Source organism: Kitasatospora sp. NPDC001175 (assembly GCF_053598215.1).
The window spans coordinates 38,988-54,451 of the sequence record NZ_JBSFJU010000055.1 but is presented as its reverse complement, the minus strand read 5'-3'; the positions used below and the strand labels follow the sequence as shown (position 1 = coordinate 54,451).

The 15,464-nt window shown below is 72.3% G+C and carries 13 protein-coding genes; 2 read left to right on the top strand and 11 right to left on the bottom strand.

The annotated features are described in order from the left end of the window. The 7 genes from ACWDAK_RS30375 to ACWDAK_RS30345 all read right to left on the bottom strand — a co-directional run. A partial coding sequence (locus ACWDAK_RS30375) for an FtsW/RodA/SpoVE family cell cycle protein (RefSeq protein ID WP_427395382.1) occupies window positions 1–858 on the bottom strand: 858 nt, incomplete at its 3' end. Window positions 859–1,473: 615 nt separating this feature from the next. Continuing rightward, the gene (locus ACWDAK_RS30370) at window positions 1,474–3,159 is read right to left on the bottom strand and encodes a serine/threonine-protein kinase (protein WP_344640619.1); all 1,686 of its coding nucleotides are present in this window, start codon (window positions 3,157–3,159) and stop codon (window positions 1,474–1,476) included. Between the two features lie 297 nt (window positions 3,160–3,456). After that, window positions 3,457–4,512: a hypothetical protein gene (locus tag ACWDAK_RS30365; protein WP_427395381.1), complete on the bottom strand. Its 1,056-nt coding sequence runs from the start codon at window positions 4,510–4,512 to the stop codon at window positions 3,457–3,459. A 45-nt stretch (window positions 4,513–4,557) separates the two neighbouring features. Continuing rightward, complete coding sequence (locus tag ACWDAK_RS30360; RefSeq protein ID WP_427395380.1) at window positions 4,558–6,312, bottom strand: serine/threonine-protein kinase; 1,755 nt, start codon at window positions 6,310–6,312, stop codon at window positions 4,558–4,560. Window positions 6,313–6,786: 474 nt separating this feature from the next. After that, window positions 6,787–7,974 (bottom strand): XdhC family protein, encoded by a 1,188-nt coding sequence (locus ACWDAK_RS30355; RefSeq protein WP_427395379.1) that lies wholly within the window; start codon window positions 7,972–7,974, stop codon window positions 6,787–6,789. A 9-nt stretch (window positions 7,975–7,983) separates the two neighbouring features. Then, window positions 7,984–8,640, bottom strand: a complete 657-nt coding sequence (locus ACWDAK_RS30350) for an SRPBCC family protein (protein WP_427395378.1) — start codon at window positions 8,638–8,640, stop codon at window positions 7,984–7,986. A 111-nt stretch (window positions 8,641–8,751) separates the two neighbouring features. Continuing rightward, window positions 8,752–9,384: a LysR substrate-binding domain-containing protein gene (locus ACWDAK_RS30345; RefSeq protein ID WP_427395377.1), complete on the bottom strand. Its 633-nt coding sequence runs from the start codon at window positions 9,382–9,384 to the stop codon at window positions 8,752–8,754. Between ACWDAK_RS30345 and ACWDAK_RS30340 the strand changes: the two genes are divergently transcribed. Then, window positions 9,374–9,844 (top strand): VWA domain-containing protein, encoded by a 471-nt coding sequence (locus ACWDAK_RS30340; RefSeq protein ID WP_427395376.1) that lies wholly within the window; start codon window positions 9,374–9,376, stop codon window positions 9,842–9,844. The genes ACWDAK_RS30345 and ACWDAK_RS30340 overlap by 11 nt on opposite strands. A gap of 78 nt (window positions 9,845–9,922) precedes the next feature. Here ACWDAK_RS30340 and ACWDAK_RS30335 read toward each other — a convergent pair whose 3' ends face one another. From ACWDAK_RS30335 to ACWDAK_RS30325, 3 genes are all read right to left on the bottom strand, one after another. Continuing rightward, on the bottom strand, window positions 9,923–10,867 hold the full coding sequence (locus tag ACWDAK_RS30335; protein ID WP_427395375.1) for a hypothetical protein: 945 nt from the start codon (window positions 10,865–10,867) through the stop codon (window positions 9,923–9,925). Between the two features lie 512 nt (window positions 10,868–11,379). Next, complete coding sequence (locus ACWDAK_RS30330) at window positions 11,380–11,853, bottom strand: GNAT family N-acetyltransferase (RefSeq protein WP_427395374.1); 474 nt, start codon at window positions 11,851–11,853, stop codon at window positions 11,380–11,382. 344 nt (window positions 11,854–12,197) lie between these two features. Then, window positions 12,198–12,404: a hypothetical protein gene (locus ACWDAK_RS30325; RefSeq protein ID WP_427395373.1), complete on the bottom strand. Its 207-nt coding sequence runs from the start codon at window positions 12,402–12,404 to the stop codon at window positions 12,198–12,200. Between the two features lie 401 nt (window positions 12,405–12,805). Here ACWDAK_RS30325 and ACWDAK_RS30320 point away from each other — a divergent pair, with 401 nt between their 5' ends. After that, on the top strand, window positions 12,806–14,032 hold the full coding sequence (locus tag ACWDAK_RS30320) for a globin domain-containing protein (RefSeq protein WP_427395383.1): 1,227 nt from the start codon (window positions 12,806–12,808) through the stop codon (window positions 14,030–14,032). On the opposite strand, the gene ACWDAK_RS30315 is transcribed toward ACWDAK_RS30320, so the two are convergent. Beyond that, window positions 13,920–15,224 carry a DUF4132 domain-containing protein gene (locus tag ACWDAK_RS30315; protein ID WP_427395372.1) on the bottom strand — a complete coding sequence of 435 codons (1,305 nt, stop codon included), beginning with the start codon at window positions 15,222–15,224 and terminating at the stop codon, window positions 13,920–13,922. The genes ACWDAK_RS30320 and ACWDAK_RS30315 overlap by 113 nt on opposite strands. Window positions 15,225–15,464: the final 240 nt, after the last annotated feature.

The following is a 15,464-nucleotide window of genomic DNA, read 5'->3' as shown; positions in this document are numbered from 1 at the left end:
CGTGCCGACGACGGCGGCGCCGCCGACGGCCATCAGCAGGCCGAGGACCACCCAGCTGGTCCGCTCGGTGGCCACGTAGAGCATCACGACGAAGACGCCGAAGAAGATCAGCGAGGTGCCGAGGTCGCGCTCGAAGATCAGCACCAGCAGGCTGACCACCCAGATGGCGAGCACCGGGCCCGCGTTGCGTCCGCGCGGAAGGTTCATGCCCCAGACCTTCCGCCCGGTCAGCGCGAGCGCGTCCCGGTTGGCCATCAGGTACCCGGCGAAGAAGACGGTGATGGCCACCTTGACGAACTCGTCCGGTTCGACGGTGATCCCGGGGAGCTTGATCCACCGCTTGGCGCCGTTGACGTCACCGGGGAAGAAAGCCGGTGCCGCCAGCAGGATCAGCGCCCCGGTCATCAGCAGGTAGACGTAGCGCTGGAAGATCCGGTGGTGCTTGATGACGATGATCACGGCAGCCGCGGCCGTGGCGGCGACCCATACCCACATCACCTGGTCCGGGGCCGCCGGGCTCTTCTGAATGTCGCCCTTGGCGGCGTGGAAGAGCGCGTAGGACTGGTCCAGCCGGCTGAGCAGCACCAGTCCCAAGCCGGTCAGGAAGACGGCCAGTGGCAGGAGCAGCGGGTCCGCGTACGGGGCGAAGCGCCGGACCGCCAGGTGCAACCCCAGGGCCAGCGGTGGCAGGCTGAGGCCGTAGACCAGCAGGCCCTCGGGCAGCGCGTGGTTCATCGCCTCGTTGGCGGTCACGTAGCCCACCAGGCAGACCAGGACCGCCGCAGCCAGCATGAAGAGTTCGAGGTTGCGGCGCCGGGTGGCCAGCCTGCGCCCGGAGCTTCGTGGGCTGTCCTTCACAGGATTCCCTATCTTGGCGGCTTCGACAGCGATGCGGTGGACGACGACTCCTGACGCGGGGTGGGCACGAGCCGATCGTGCCCGTTCATCACACGCTCGACCGTCTCGCCGCCCCCACGGACGGGAAGTCCGCGGGCGTACGGGGAGGCCCCTGACCGGCACCGCTCAGACCGTTCGTCCCCCGGCGATCGAGACGCCGAACGTGACGGCACCGACGAGCAGGGCGCTGACGAAGACGAATGCTGCGAGCTGGGCGAGCGGGTCGAGCTGGGTGCCCTGCCCGACCAGCGTCCAGATGGGGTCGCGGAACGCTCCTGAGACCGCGATGGCGAGTGCCGCCGCGTTGACGGCGTGCCGTGACGCGCGACGCCGGTTGCCGCTCTGCGGACGCCGGCCATCGGCCTCGCGGCGACGAGGAAGAGCGTGAAGGACACCGCCCCGATCGTGTGGCCGTGGCGGCCGGGGCGGCACTGGTGTTGCTCGCCTGGGCACTCACGGCCACCCTGCGCGACCTGCGCTCCGTGCCGACGGAACTGGCCTGACCCTGTCGTACCACGTTGCCCACCGGCCGTGGCGAGGCGGTTCCCGCGAGCTGGAGGTGTACCGTGCCGGCCTTCAGGAGCTGCGCGGGTAGGTCCGCGTCACGTTGCCCTTCGGGTCCGCCTCCAGGTAGCCGCTGCCGTAGTCGTCGGAGAGGTAGACCTTGACACTGGGCGAGCCGTCGAACATGTCGGCCTCGATGATGAGGTAACGGCTGGTCGGATGGGCGACGTTCAGGGTGTCCTGGGCCTTCTGCAACAGGGCCGGCAGGACGTCCCAGTCGAAGTCCTGCAGACCGATGGCCTTCTCGTCGGGCGTGAGCTCACCGCCCACCGAGCGGACCGCCTTGCCGTCACGGTAGTTGACCTCGTCGTAGAACTTGGCGCCGGCGGCGGTGGGCACCTGGGCGATGGCGTAGTCGGGGTAGACGACGAGCTGGTAGGCCTTGCCGCCGGAGAGGTACGGGTGTAGCGCGTCGATCGTCCGGCGCACACCGCCCGGCGTCAGCAGGTTCGCCCCGCCCGGGGATTCCGACGGCGGCAAGGCGGCAGGTGCGCCGGCGCCGGCCGGGTCCGGACTGCTGGTGACCGTGGTCGTCGTACCGGTCGTCGAGCCCGCGGTGGTGCCGTGCGCCGCTGTCGCGCCGCCCTGATTCAGGAGCAGGGCGACGACACCGGCCAGCACAACGGCGGTGACCACCCCCGTGGCGGCGACCGTCCGGCCCCGGCGGGCGGCCGCCGAGGGCTTGGCGGGGGTGCTCGGAACCGGCCGGAAGTTCTGCGCCGCCGGGTCGGGCGGCGGCGCGGCGAAGCCAGGCGGCATCCGGTCCGCAGGCAATGCGGCGCCACCGGGCGGCGGCGCGGCGACGACGGCCTGCGGAACGCGGTCTTCGAAGGCGGCGCGGTCTTCGAAGGCAGCGCCGTCGAACTCAGCCGCCGCGAGCATCCGGTCGAGCTGCTCGGCGTCCGGGCGGGCCGCCGGGTCCTTGGCGAGCAGCGCGGTCAGCAGCGGGCCGAGCCGCCCCGCGCGAACCGGGGGTGGCAGCGGCTCATCGAGCACGGCGGCGAGCGTGGCGAGCGTGGTCGCCCGACGCAGCGGGTGGCGGCCCTCGACGGCGACGTACAGCATCATGCCGAGCGACCACAGGTCGGAGGACGGATTTCCCTCCTGGCCGCGGATCCGTTCCGGCGCGATGTACTCGGGTGAGCCGATCAGCGCGCCGGTCGCGGTCAGGGCGGTCGCGTCCTGGATCGCGGCTATGCCGAAGTCGGCCAGCACCGGCGTGCCGTCGGGGCGCAGCAGCACGTTGCCGGGCTTGACGTCCCGGTGCTGGATGCCGCCGGCGTGCGCGGCCCGAAGCGCGGACAGCACGCCGCGGCCGGTCCGGGCCGCCTCCGCCACGTCGAGCGGCCCCTCGGCCAACCGGTCGGCCAGACTGCCGCCGGCCACCAGCTCCATCACCAGCCAGGGGTGCGGGTGTTCCGGAGTGTCCACGATGTGATGGATCACCACCACGTTCGGGTGCTGGAGCCGGGCGAGCGCCCGCGCCTCGCGCAGCACCCGTTCGCGCAGCTGCCGCGCCTGGGCCGGATCGGCCGCCGCCATGGCCGGGTCCGGCGGGCGGACCTCCTTGAGCACCACCTCACGTTGCAGCGCGTTGTCGCGTGCCCGCCAGACCAGGCCCATGCCGCCGCCACCGAGCTGTTGCAGCAGTTCGAACCGCCCGTCGATGAGGCGCTGCTCCGCCCCCGCTGTGTCCATGGCGGTCATCGTAGGAGACGCCACCGACTGCGCTGACCACACCGGCAGCTCCGTCGGCGGACGGGTACGCACCATGGCCCGGTTCCACTGCCCTCACCCCGTGACCGGCTCCGTCCCCACACCCGAGGGCCCTTCCTCGTTCCGCACACTGGTGCGTGAACGGAGTGTGATGGCCATTCCGCGCGTGCCCCGGTGCGGAGGGCGCGGACGTCAGGGCACTGAGCGGCCACGACCGCCTGCAGCAGTCCGGTGCGGGCGGTCGAGGCATCGGCGGTCGGGGCATCGGCGGCCGGTGACTCAGTGGCAGGTGTAGGTGAAGGAGGCCGAGGCAGTACGGGAGTCCGGGGAGAGCACCTCCAGGGTCGCCGTGGCCGCCATGGTCCCCTTTCCCTCGAAGGTCCAGCGGAGCACCACGTCCGTCTGGTGGCTGCCCTTCGGCACCGGCTGGGCGATCTCGGCGGAGACCGTGCCGTCGCTGCGGCGCCAGCGGTAGGAGACCGTGCCGGCCCGGCCCTTCGTCCGCAGGGTGCCGATGACCGTAGCGGTGCCGTCGCAGGACGGACCGGCCGGGTCCGCGCGGACCGAGACCGCGGTCACCGAGAGCGGCTGCGCGGAGCCCTGCCAGGCCAGATAGCCCAGCACGGCGAGCAGGACCAGCAACGGCAGCAGCCACCCCAGGCGCCTCCGGGCTGGCCGTGGGGCTTCCGCGGCCGCCGGCTCGCCGGGCCGGGCGGTGCCGTGCCACACGGCTGCGGCGAGCGCCGGAACGTCCGCGGTGGCGCTCGGCACACCGGGGCCGAACCGGCGCAGCCCGTCGGCCCGAGGTTCGCCCGTCGGCTCCGACGACCCCGCCGGTGCCGGGACGGTCGCTTCGAGAGTGGCCTCGAGGGGTGCTTCGGCCGTCGTCTCGACGGTGGCGGCCGACAATTCGACGGTGGCGGCCGACAATTCGACCGTGGCGGCTGGGGTGGCCCAGGCCTCCTCGTCGAGCAGCGTGGCGCTTTCGGCTTCCTCACCGACCGCACGCACGTCAGCAGACGCGAGCCGCACCGTCGCCGCAGCAGCCGACGGCTCCAGCTCCACAGTCGCGACCGCATCGAGCTCGACATCCTCACCGACCGCACGCACGTCAGCAGACGCGAGCCGCACCGTCGCCGCAGCAGCCGACGGCTCCAGCTCCACAGTGGCGACCGCATCGAGCTCGACATCCTCACCGACGCCGCGTACATCGGCAGACGCGAGCCGCACCGTCGCGGCGGCGGCAGGGTCGGGCGGGGACGGTCTGTCGAGGCGCATCGTGCGGTCCGGCTCCGGGACGGTCTCCGTGGCCGGGCGCTCCTGAGGTGTGGTCATGGTCTCTTCCTGGCGGGTGGTGCGGTGTGGTCTGCGGAGGGGGTGTCAGCGGGGCGGGTTGCAGAGGTAGGCGTAGACCTCTTGGTAGCTGCCCTGGCCCCGGAGTGCGGCGGGGGCGGTGCTGACCTGTAGGCCCCACGCGGTCGCGTTGTCCGCGAAGGTGTGGCTGACCGGGAACGACGCGTTGGTCTGGCCCTTGGCGAGTGTGAGGCTCTGGGTCGCGACGACCTTCCGGGATGACCCGCCGTCTATCCAACTTACAGCAAGGGTCCCGGTGTTGGCGCCGTTGGTGGTGACGTTGACGGTGCCCTTGGTGCCGTAGTTCCCGTAGCAGCCGTACGAGGAGATGCTCACCGAGATGACGCGCAGCGGCGTCGGGGCCGGCGAGGGCGTAGGCGGGCTCGGCGGGCTCGGCAGGCTCGGCGGGGTCGGACCCGTGGTGGTGGCCGTCGGGTCCGTCACCGTCCCGGGGGCCGGCGCAGGTGGGTCGGTGGCGGCCGGGCCGGCAGTGCTCGGTCCGGTCCGGGTGGTCGCCGTAGCCGTCGCTCCGGGCGTGGCGCTCGTCGAGGACGACGGCGACGTCGACGCGGTCACCGAGGCGGAGGGTGAACCGCTCGCGGACGGCTCGGTCGAGGACGCGCTCGCCGTAGGCGCCAGCGAGGTCGTCAGTTCCGGTGCCGGAGCAGCCACGGACGTCACGTGCGCGGCATCCACGCTGCCTGCGACCGCGACTGCGGCCATCGTCCCGGCCACCAGCGTGACGCCCACGGCACCCGCCGCGAGGCTGGCCCTGCGGCTCAGCCGAGGACGCCGAGCGGGCTCGACGTCGGCGGCGGTAGTCGCGGCCGGGTCCGGGCCGCCGTCCAGCACGGTGGTGGCCAGCGTGGTGCCTCCCGCACCCGTGCCACCGGCGGAGGGGAGCAGCAGGGGCAGCAGTGCCACCAGCGCCGCGAGCACCCCTCGCCCGCGCTCCTCCCAGTCCTCGCCGTACTCGGAACTGGCCACCCGTTCGAGCTCCTCCACCAGCGCGGCCGCGCTCTGCGGGCGTTCCCCGGGTGTCTTCGCCAGGCCGGCCCGGATCAGCGGCCGGACCGGCTCCGGCGCCAGCTCGTCGGGGATGGGTGCCTCGGTGTGCTTGATCGCCAGCTCCGCCAGCGTCGTGCCGCTGTAGGGCTTGGTACCGGTGAGGCATTCGAAGAAGGTCGCCGTGGCCGCGTACACGTCGCCGGACGGCGAGGCCGGCTCGCCCGCCCACTGCTCGGGGGCCATGTAGACGGGGGTGCCGGCGACGCCCGGCCGTTCGCCGCTGCGTACCGCGATGCCGAAGTCCACCAGCTTGGACGATCCGTCGGCCGCGACCAGCACGTTCTCCGGCTTGTAGTCGCGGTGCACCACACCGGCCGCGTGCGCGGCGGCCAGGCCGAGCAGGGACCCCTTGAGCACCACCAGCGCCGCCTCCGGCGAGGTGGCGCCCTCCTGGCTCAGCAGCCCGCGCAGCGCGACGCCGTCCACCAGCTCCATCACGATCGCGGCGCCCCGGGGGCTCTCCACGTACTCGTACAGCGCGGCCACCTGGGGCGAGCGCAGGCCGCCGAGCAGCACGGCCTCGTTGCGGAAGGAGGTGGTGTCACCGACCGCCGCGCTCAGGTACTTGACGGCGACCCGCGTGCCGGTGGCGTCGTGCCGGGCCAGCACCACCCGCCCGCTCGCCCCGGCGCCGAGCTCGCGCTCATGGGTGTAGCCGGGCAGCGTCCACAGGCCGTCGGCCTCCGCCGCCGTGCCCTCGGTCTGGCCGTTCATCCTCAGTCTCTCTCTTGGTCTCTCTCGGATCCGGCGAGCAGCGCCGCGCCGTCCGGACGGACGTCGGGTGCGCGGCCGCCGCGACGTGCCACGGCGTTGTCGGCGACGTGAACGTCAGGGCCTCGGGTTCCCGCCCGAGACGGATCGCAGGTCACGATTCGGATGCTTCGCATGCATCCGCAAAACCCTTCGCACACAGGCGAGTTCGCTTTTCGGGTAGACCGGTCGTCCGGATGCGCAGCCACCCGGCGGCGAATTGTACGACGCGCGCCGGATCCGTCGCGCCGTGCGCCGACCGGACGGAGGAGTCGTGGAGGAGCCGTGGTGTGCCGAGCGGGACCGGCGCCGTGTGTGCTGCCCGGCGGTGAGGTCTGGCGTGGTCCTCGCGGGGTGGCGGATCGGTCGGAGCCTGCCACGTCCGCTGCCGCGTCACCTGCGCGGCCGCAATGGCCGGCAGCCGATCGGACTGGGCGGTCAGCCGGCTTCGACCGGGGCCGGTGGCCGTTCGTCCGGCGCGGTGGCGGTGTGGATCGGACCGTCGGTCCGGGTGAGCGGCCGGCCGGTGCCGCCCCAGCGGGCGGCGATGATCTCGGCAGCGATGGAGACCGCCGTCTCCTGCGGCGTGCGGGCGCCGAGGTCGAGCCCGGCGGGAGCCGACAGCCGGGCCAACTCCCGTTCCTCCAGGCCGGCTTCGCGCAGGCGGGCGAGCCGCTCACGGTGGGTGCGCCGCGAGCCGAGCGCGCCGACGTAGGCGAGTTGCGGCAGCCGCAGCGCGGTCGTCAGCAGCGGCACGTCGAACTTGTGGTCGTGGGTCAGCACGGCCACCACCGTGCGGTCGTCGACCCGGCCCGCCCCGGCCTCCTCGGCCAGGTACTCGTGCGGCCAGCGCACCACGACCTCGTCCGCGTGCGGGAAGCGGGAGGCGGTGGCGAACACCGGCCGCGCGTCGCACACCGTGACGCGGTAGCCCAGGAACGACCCCAATTCGGCGACCGCGGCGGCGAAGTCGATCGCACCGAACACCAGCAGGCGCGGCCGCGGGACGAAAGACTCGACGAACACGGTCAGCCCGCCGGGCTCGGCCCTCTCCGCGCCGTCCAGGCATCGGCCCACGGTGTCGTAGTGGCGCAGCATGGTCGTGCCGTGGTCGAGCAGGCCGCGGACGTCGAGGCCCACCGCGCGGTCCAGCGCGGCCGACCCGAGGGTGTCCGAGGAGCGGTCCGGCCAGACGACCAGGCGGCTCCCGAGCGCGCCCGCCCCGTCGTCCGCCCCGGTCACCACGGTGGCCACCGCGACGGGCTCACCGGCGCTCAACGAGGCCACCACGTCCGGCAGTTCGGGAAAGGTCCGGCGGGACACCGGTTCGACGAAGATCTGGATCGTGCCGCCACAGGTCAGCCCCACCTCGAAGGCGTCGTCGTCGCTCACCCCGTAGGTACGCAGCACCGGGCGTCCCGTAGTCCGGGCCGCCTCGGCCTCCTCGTACACCGCGCCCTCGACGCAGCCGCCCGAGACGCTGCCGACCACGGTGCCGGAGGCGGACACCGCCATCGCCGCACCCGGCCGGCGCGGCGCGCTGCGGAAGGTGCTGACCACGGTGGCGAGCCCGAAGCTCTCGCCCGCCTGGTACCACGGGTAGACCTTGTCCAGGACGTCACGCATGGTGGCTCCTCACGCGCGCCGGCAGGTCCGCCGCAGTCGGCGCACGACGCCCAGCAGGACCGTGACGGCGAGGACGACCGGCACCAGGCGCTTGACCACCGGACCGCGCGCCACGGCGAGCAGGTCCAGCGGCTCGCTCCCGGGCGTCTTCGACGGGGCGGCCGCGGGCTCCGCGGCCGGCGCGGCCTCGTCCTTGGCCCTGTCCTCGCCCCCGCTCCCCCGCTCGGCGGCCAGCCGCTCCTCCAGGCAGGCCACGAACTGGTCCGGCAGCTTGCGGCTGATGTCCGTCATCACACCCTTGCCGAACTGGGCCACCTTCCCGGTGACGCTGAGCCGGGTCTCCACCGTCACCCGGGTGCCGTCGCCGTCCGGCGCCAGGGTCGCGGTGATGTGCGCCTCGGCGTTGCCCTGGCCGTGGGTGTCGCGTCCGGAGGCGGTGAGCCGCGCGGTGCGGTTCGCCCCGTCCAGTTCGTCGACCGCGGCCGTGCCCCGGTACTGGACGGTCACCGCGCCGACCCGCACCTTGACCGTGCCGTGGAACCGATCGCCGTCGACCTCGGTGAGCTCCGCTCCCGGCATGCACGGGGCGATCCGCTCGACGTCGGTGAAGAGGTCCCAGGCCGCCTCCACCGGCAGGCGCACGCGGAACTCGTTGGTGAACTCCATGTGGACGGTCCTCCTTGCCCGGACCTGCCCGGTGCCCCGGGGAATCCGGCGCTCGACCTACCTTCCAACGGTTCCCGGCGACCCGGCGATTCCCGGTGGGGCGGTGCCCGGTCAGCTCCACAGGCTCACCCGGACGGTCGGCCGGTAGTGGTCCACCGGCACGCCGGTGGCCGGGTCCAGCAGACTCCGCACGGCGGCCGGCGTGGTCAGGAACCGGCACAGCGCGGAGGCGGCCGGCGAGCGCCGGTCACCGCTCAGGGCGGCGGCCCGCAGCACGCCGTTGACCGGGGTGCCGGGGACGGCGACCACGGTGAGCGTGCCGTGGCGCAGCTCGTCGCGGACCAGGTGGAGCACGGCCAGCGACAGCCCGTCGCCGGCCATGACCGCGCTCAGGGCCGCGCTGGCGCTCGGGAAGATCGACGCGTCGGCGTCGCCGACGCCGTGCCGGGTCAGGAACGCGCCGCCGGGCGTGCCGGGGTCGAGCCCGCCCGGCCCGAGCAGCCAGTGCTCCCGGGACAGTCGGCCGATCGGCAGGTACAGCCGGCCGCCCGGGGCACGGTCCAGCCGGGCGCCGGCGTGGTGCGGCGCAGCGACGACCACCAGTTGGAAGCCCAGGAACGGGATGTGCTCGAGGGTGTCAGGACCGGGCGGTGCGGCGATCGGGCCGGGCTCGGCGCCGACCGGGCTGATCGCGACGTCCGCGCGCCGGTCCAGCAGCAGTTCGCCGAGCGCGGTGGACGGCACCGCCGCCGCGCTGCGCCGGGCGAGCCGGGCCGCCCCCGACTGGTCCGGCGGCACGCTGATCGGGCGGGCGCTCACCGGGTTCAACGATCGCTTCGGACGGCGCGGCATGGCCCGGGGAGCGGTGGTGGTGATCTTCTCCGACGGCTGGGAGGGCGAGGATCCGTCGGCCGTCGGCCGGGAGAAGGCCCGGCTCAGCCTGCTCGCGCATCGCGTCATCTGGGTCAACCCCCGTAAGGGGGCGCCCGGCTACGTCCCGCTCGCCGCCGGGATCGCGGCCGCACTGCCGCACTGCGACGCCTTCGTGAGCGGACACGGCCTCGCGGCGATGGCCGACGTCTTCGACGCCATCGCCGGCCGCGAACCGTCGGCGGCGAGGAGAACCACGCGAGATCGAGGGTTCCTGCGCTCCTCACCCGCTTCCGTGTTCACCCCGCTACCCGGGAGCCCCACCCAGCTCTGACCACCCCAACTCCTCGCACCACACAGCCGGTTGGTGCCCAGCGCCATCGCTGCGTCCCGCCAGCCGATGCGACCGCTGTCAGGTCAGCGCCCTGGACTGCCAGTAGCCGAACTGCCGGAGCGGGTCGTCGTCGAGCACCCACGGCCACGCGGTGACCGTGTCACCGAGCAGGCGGAAGGTGTCCGTACTCTCCTGCACGCGGCCGGCCTGGACCAGGGCGAAGGCGAGCAGGTTGAGGTCGGCCAGGGCGGCCGCGTGCCGCAGGTGGCCGGGGCGCGGCCAGTCGGCCACAGCGGTGTTCAGCGCGGCGGTGGCCCGGTTGCTCGCCCACTGGCGGCGGACCAGCAGCGCCTCGACGCCGCCCCGCGCGGCAGTGCGGGCGTGCTCGTCGACCAGCGCGGTCAGTTCGACACCCACGGCCGGTGCGGCCGGTGGCACCGCGCCCCGCACGGCGTTCACGAACTCCAGCTGACCGCCGCGCGAGCCGCACTCCTCCGGCGACAGGTAGCGCAGCATCTGCAGATGGGCCTCGCGGTTCCAGGGGTCGCGCGAGGTCACCTCGTGCCAGACCGCGAACAGCTTGCGCGACTCGACGCGCGCCAGGCGCAGGATCCCGAGCAGAACCACCCAGGGCGTGGGGTCCTCGGGGCGGGCGTCGGCAGCGCGGTAGCAGTTGTCGGCGGCGGCACGGACGTCCTCCATCCCTCCCGCGTGCCGACCGCGGACCAACTCGACCCACGCCTCGAACACCAGCGGGTCGGCGCCCCGTGACCGGCGCATCCGCCAGGAACGGGCCAGCGCCGACGGCGCGGCGGCCTCGGCGAGCACGGCGAACCGGTGCGCACGACGGTCCCAGTCCGTACCGGCCTCCTGCAGAAGCCGCTCGACCTGGCCAATCTGAATGTCGTACTGGCCCGGCATCCCGGAGGAATTCAACTGTCGCCGCACGCGACCGAGTTCGACGTCGTCGAGTTCCGGCAGGAGGCGCGGGCCGGAAGCGCGAAGTCTTCGAAAGATCGACACGTGCCGCAGCCTAGGCGCCCGGCGGAATTTCAGACAGCCCTTGGAAGGGAATTGTTATTTCCCGGTGATTCCGGTGATTCCGGTGACCCTACCGTCTCGTACCGCAACCGGAGGAGGCCGGCGACCGACGGAAACGGAGTGGGGAAGGGAAAGGACGGGGGTGTGGAAGGGCGGGCGGATGGAGTATGGTCTCCCAATCCGACGGGCACGCCGAGGTCATGCCGCGACGCGAATACGGTCATGCGCGCGCAGAGCGGGGCCGTGGATGGCGCGGACCGGCGGAGTGAGCCCTCGTGACGTCACGGATTCCATGATGTGCTCGCTTTCGGAAATATGACCACTCGTCAGGAATGTGGCCCCCCCGGCGACGGGATTTCTCGCCATCGGCCGCCCGGGAACGCACGGCCGCCGTCCCGGAGCGCGCACCGCCGGCCACCCGGCGAGGGTCCGGGCCGCGGAACGTGGAAACCTGCCTGCCTAGCAGCGCGCGAACCCCTTGATGGCGGCCGGGGTCAGACCCCGGGCGCCCCGGCGAGCGTCCTCGTCATGAAGACGCTGTTGGGGTCGGGTCGGTAGCCGGCGAACGGCTCGCAGTAGTCGAAGCCGAACTTCTCGTACAGCTTCCTGGCAGGCAGGAAGAACTCCTCCGAGCCGGTCTCCAGGCTCAGCCGGGCGAACCCCATCCGCCCGGCCTCGGCGATGATGTGCCCGAGCAGCCGGGAGGCGATCCCGCTCCGCTTGCGCGCCGCGTCCGTGCGCATCGACTTGAGCTCCACGTGGCCCGCGTCCAACCGCTTGACCGCACCACAGCCGACCAGCGCGGCCCCGTCCCTCACCGACCAGAACGTGACCTCCGGCCTGCGGAGCTCGTCGAGATCCAGCGCGTGCACGCTCTCCGGCGGCGAGATCGACCGCAGTTGCTGGAGATGAGCGTCGAGGAACCGCGCGATCTCCGGACCGGAGAGGTCGTCCACTGCGATCTTCATGTCCTGCGCCATCCCTTCCCGCCCGGGCCTGCCCGGGAATCCACACCTCGGCGAACCGTCCGAGGTCCCGGACACCATGATCGCTCCTCACCCCGTGCAGCCCGATCAGTGGGGGGTACTGCACGGCGCTGATCATCTGATCCAACAGCCGTGGAAGCGATGACAGAGCACCCGGCCGGTTCCTGGCCGGCGGACTCGCGCCGGAAACCTTCCGTAGCCACTCGCGTTCGTCAGCGGCGCCGCCAGACCGGCCGGACGCGTCGCGCGAGTAGGGCCACAGCATGCCTCCGTTCAGTCATCGTTGGTGTCGAACTAGCCTTCGGTCACAGGAATGTGACGTGAAGTCAGGAAACCGGAAGACGTCTGACGCCGTCGGTCAGTACTGAACCGCACCGGCCGCGACGGGCGGTGCCGGCGGTGCCCACGGCGATCAGCGTGCTGTGGCAGATGAGCGAGAAGCAGCGCATCACCGGCGGATTCCACGTCTCCGGAAGCGCCAACGTCCACACCGCCAATTCGGGAGTGGCCGCCGGCGAGAACTCCTCGGCCACCGTCAACACTTCGCCGGCGCGGATCAGTGCGCGGAGCGCGCCGATCGCGCAGGCCGTGACGGCTCAAAGGGCCCGGAATTCTCTACCAGAGGATCGGAATCACCATCAGTTCCCTTGGACGGGAGCCGGACTGCGATGATCGGACACCGGCGGTACAGCTCGGCGGAATTCCGACACGATTGCGTGGCCGGAATTCAAGGGAAAGTTCCCCACCCACGCGGCCGGTCACATCCGGTCGGACGGTACCAGATACAGCCACTACCAGCTAGTAGCATACTTCACAAACTATTCACCGGATTCAGCTTGCAAATCCGATTGCCACCATGGGCAGAATGAGGCGTTTTCCGGCCCGCAGCAAACAGTTCTCGACGCGAAGAACTGGACAGGAGAGTCACCGCGTGATGTTTCGCGTCGAACACTCGGTCAGAAACTCCGCTGCACCGGAGAATTCGCAGGACCGTCCGCAGCCGACGACACAGCGCCACGGCACCGATGCGCTCCTGTCCGCACACGATGTCGCCCTGCTCCGGGCGAGCCGGGCCGCCGTCGAGCCGCACGCGGCGGACCTCCCGGTCCACTTCTACGCGACGCTGTTCCAGCGCTACCCCCAGGTCCGCGATCTGTTCCCGCCGCACATGGAGATCCAGCACGACAAGCTTGTACGCGCCCTGCTGCTCATCGTCGACCTGGTGGACGATCCCGAGAACCTGGTCCGCTTCTGCTCCGAACTGGGCCGCGACCACCGCAAGTTCGGCGCTCAAAGTGAGCACTACACCGCGGTCGGCGAGTGCCTGCTCGCCACGCTGGAACACTTCGCCGGGCCCGCCTGGAACGCGGACGTCGCCGCGGCCTGGACCCGTGCCTACACCGCGACCGCCCAGGTCATGGACGGGGCGGCCCTTGCCGACGCCGCCGAGCGACCGGCCGTCTGGGACGCCCGCATCGTGCACCACCGCAGGTACGGCCCCGACCTTGCGGAGATCACCGTGCGGACCGACCAGCCGTACCCGTTCACCGGCGGGCAGTTCGTCAGCATGGAGACCCCGTGGTGGCCGAAGAGCTGGCGCTACTACTCCCCCGCCAATGCGCCTCGGCCGGACGGGACCATCACCTTCCACATCCGCGCTGTTCCTCGCGGCCCGGTGAGCAGCGCCCTGGTGCACCGTGCGGCGGTCGGCGACGTCGTCCGGCTCGGCCGGCCCCTCGGTGACATGATCCTCGACCCGGCCTCCACCCGCGACGTCGTGTGCGTCGCCGGCGGCACCGGGCTCGCACCGATCCTCGCACTGGTCGAGCAGGCCCTCCTGGACGGCGTCCAACGACGGATGGACGTCTTCGTCGGGGCCCGCAGCACGCACGAACCGCACGGACTCGAGGACATCCGCCGGATCTCGCAGCACCACCGCTGGCTCACCGTACGGGCCACCGTCTTCGCCCCGGACACTCCCGGCGCCGCCTCCGGCCTGCCCGAGGCACTGACGGCGGCCGGCCCCTGGCGGGAGCACGACGCCTATGTCAGCGGCCCCGGGCCGATGATCGTCGACGCCGCCCGAGCGCTGTACCACGCAGGGGTACCACTCGAGCGCATCCACCACGACCCGTTCGTACACCTCGACTTCGCCCACTGAGCGCATCCGCGGCCCCGGGGGCGACGCCTTCGGCGTACGCCGCTGCGTCGCGAAGTCGACGTGCACGAGCCCGAAGCGCTGGCTCGGCGCGCAGACCCCACTCGGGCAGCAGCCGCATCGGGGCGGCGAAGGAGTTGTCCACGGCGAGCTGCAGCTGGCTGTGCCAGCCCCGTGCGCCGGCCAGGGCGTGGAACCTGTGCTGGCGCAGGACGTGCGCGGCGAAGCGGTTGGAGTACACCCGGGTGTGCTCCTCGGCGGCGGTGAGCAGGTAGACCTCCCGGTGCGCCTGCTTGAACGGCTGGACGACTCCGTTGCGTTCCAGCAGCGCGCGCCAGGCGAGCACCGTCTCGGGCGGGCAGCCGACGGGGTGCCACAGTTCGACCGAGGCGTCCGCAGCGGGCGCGAGTTCGTCACCGGTCACGGTGCGCAGGACGCCGCCCAGCCAGGCGCAGGCCGTGCCGTCCACGGTCCAGATCAGCCGGCGGGCCAGGGTGCCGACCAGCGGATGGTCCAGGAAGCGCTGCCGCCAGGAGCCGTACCGCCAGCTGCGCCGCGCCGGGAACTGCCGGTCCAGCCGCTCGGACTGCGCGGTCAGCATCTTCTCGAGGTCCTTGGTCGAGGCCTTGAACTCCTTGAGCCCCTGGGCGTGTTCGCGCCGCACCGAGGCGGGTGGGGTCTTCACCGCGCGGCCGGTCTCGTTGTACCAGGTCTGGCGGACCCGGGAGCCCTCCACCAGCAGCTCCACCCGGGCGTCGCCGAAGCTCTCGCACCCTCGGCCCACCTCGGTCAACCCATAGCTGGATACGGCGAGTTCCTCGATCTCGGCGCGACTGAGGCCGAGTGCGGCGGCTCGACCCCGGAGCGCCTTGTCCAGCTCCTTGGAGGTGCCCTTGTACGTCACCCTGGTGGTGAGGCGGGCGAGTTGGGCGAGCCCGTCCTCACCGTCCAGGCGGGCGAGGCAGTGTACGGCGGCGTTGGCGACCTTGGGCGCCCGGGGGCCGACACCCGGTGCCTTGCGCAGCGCGGACTCGACCAGCCCGGCCAGTACACGGGCGCTGTCGGGATGGGCCTGGGTCAGGGCCAGCAGCTGGCCGAGCCCGCGCAGCGCGTCCATGTTGTGCGGGTCGAGCTGGTTGACTCCGTCTCCGTGCGGGTCCCGGAAATCCCAAGCCCTGCCCAGAAGTTCGCTCACGCTTCAATTCTGCCGTGGTTGTCCGTCTCGGGGAAGGTGGCACTGTGCTGTGGTCGGGCCGGTTCAGGACACGAACGCGGAGAAGACGGAACGACGCCCGGCCGTACATGGCCCTTGGTCCACCAGGCGGTGCACGTCCGCGTACCGGCCCTGGCTCGACTCGGAGCGTCGGCCCCGACGGCCGCCGCAGAAGGTCGAACGTCGGGCTCATCGGGCCCGGTCGAATCTCGGCCGAGCGCA

What these genes read in the sequence shown, in the direction of transcription:
- ACWDAK_RS30370 (WP_344640619.1), bottom strand. Translation starts at nt 3,159, where the DNA reads ATGGACACAGCGGGGGCGGAGCAGCGCCTCATCGACGGGCGGTTCGAA.
- ACWDAK_RS30365 (WP_427395381.1), bottom strand. Translation starts at nt 4,512, where the DNA reads ATGACCACACCTCAGGAGCGCCCGGCCACGGAGACCGTCCCGGAGCCG.
- ACWDAK_RS30360 (WP_427395380.1), bottom strand. Translation starts at nt 6,312, where the DNA reads ATGAACGGCCAGACCGAGGGCACGGCGGCGGAGGCCGACGGCCTGTGG.
- ACWDAK_RS30355 (WP_427395379.1), bottom strand. Translation starts at nt 7,974, where the DNA reads ATGCGTGACGTCCTGGACAAGGTCTACCCGTGGTACCAGGCGGGCGAG.
- ACWDAK_RS30350 (WP_427395378.1), bottom strand. Translation starts at nt 8,640, where the DNA reads ATGGAGTTCACCAACGAGTTCCGCGTGCGCCTGCCGGTGGAGGCGGCC.
- ACWDAK_RS30330 (WP_427395374.1), bottom strand. Translation starts at nt 11,853, where the DNA reads ATGAAGATCGCAGTGGACGACCTCTCCGGTCCGGAGATCGCGCGGTTC.
- ACWDAK_RS30320 (WP_427395383.1), top strand. Translation starts at nt 12,806, where the DNA reads ATGTTTCGCGTCGAACACTCGGTCAGAAACTCCGCTGCACCGGAGAAT.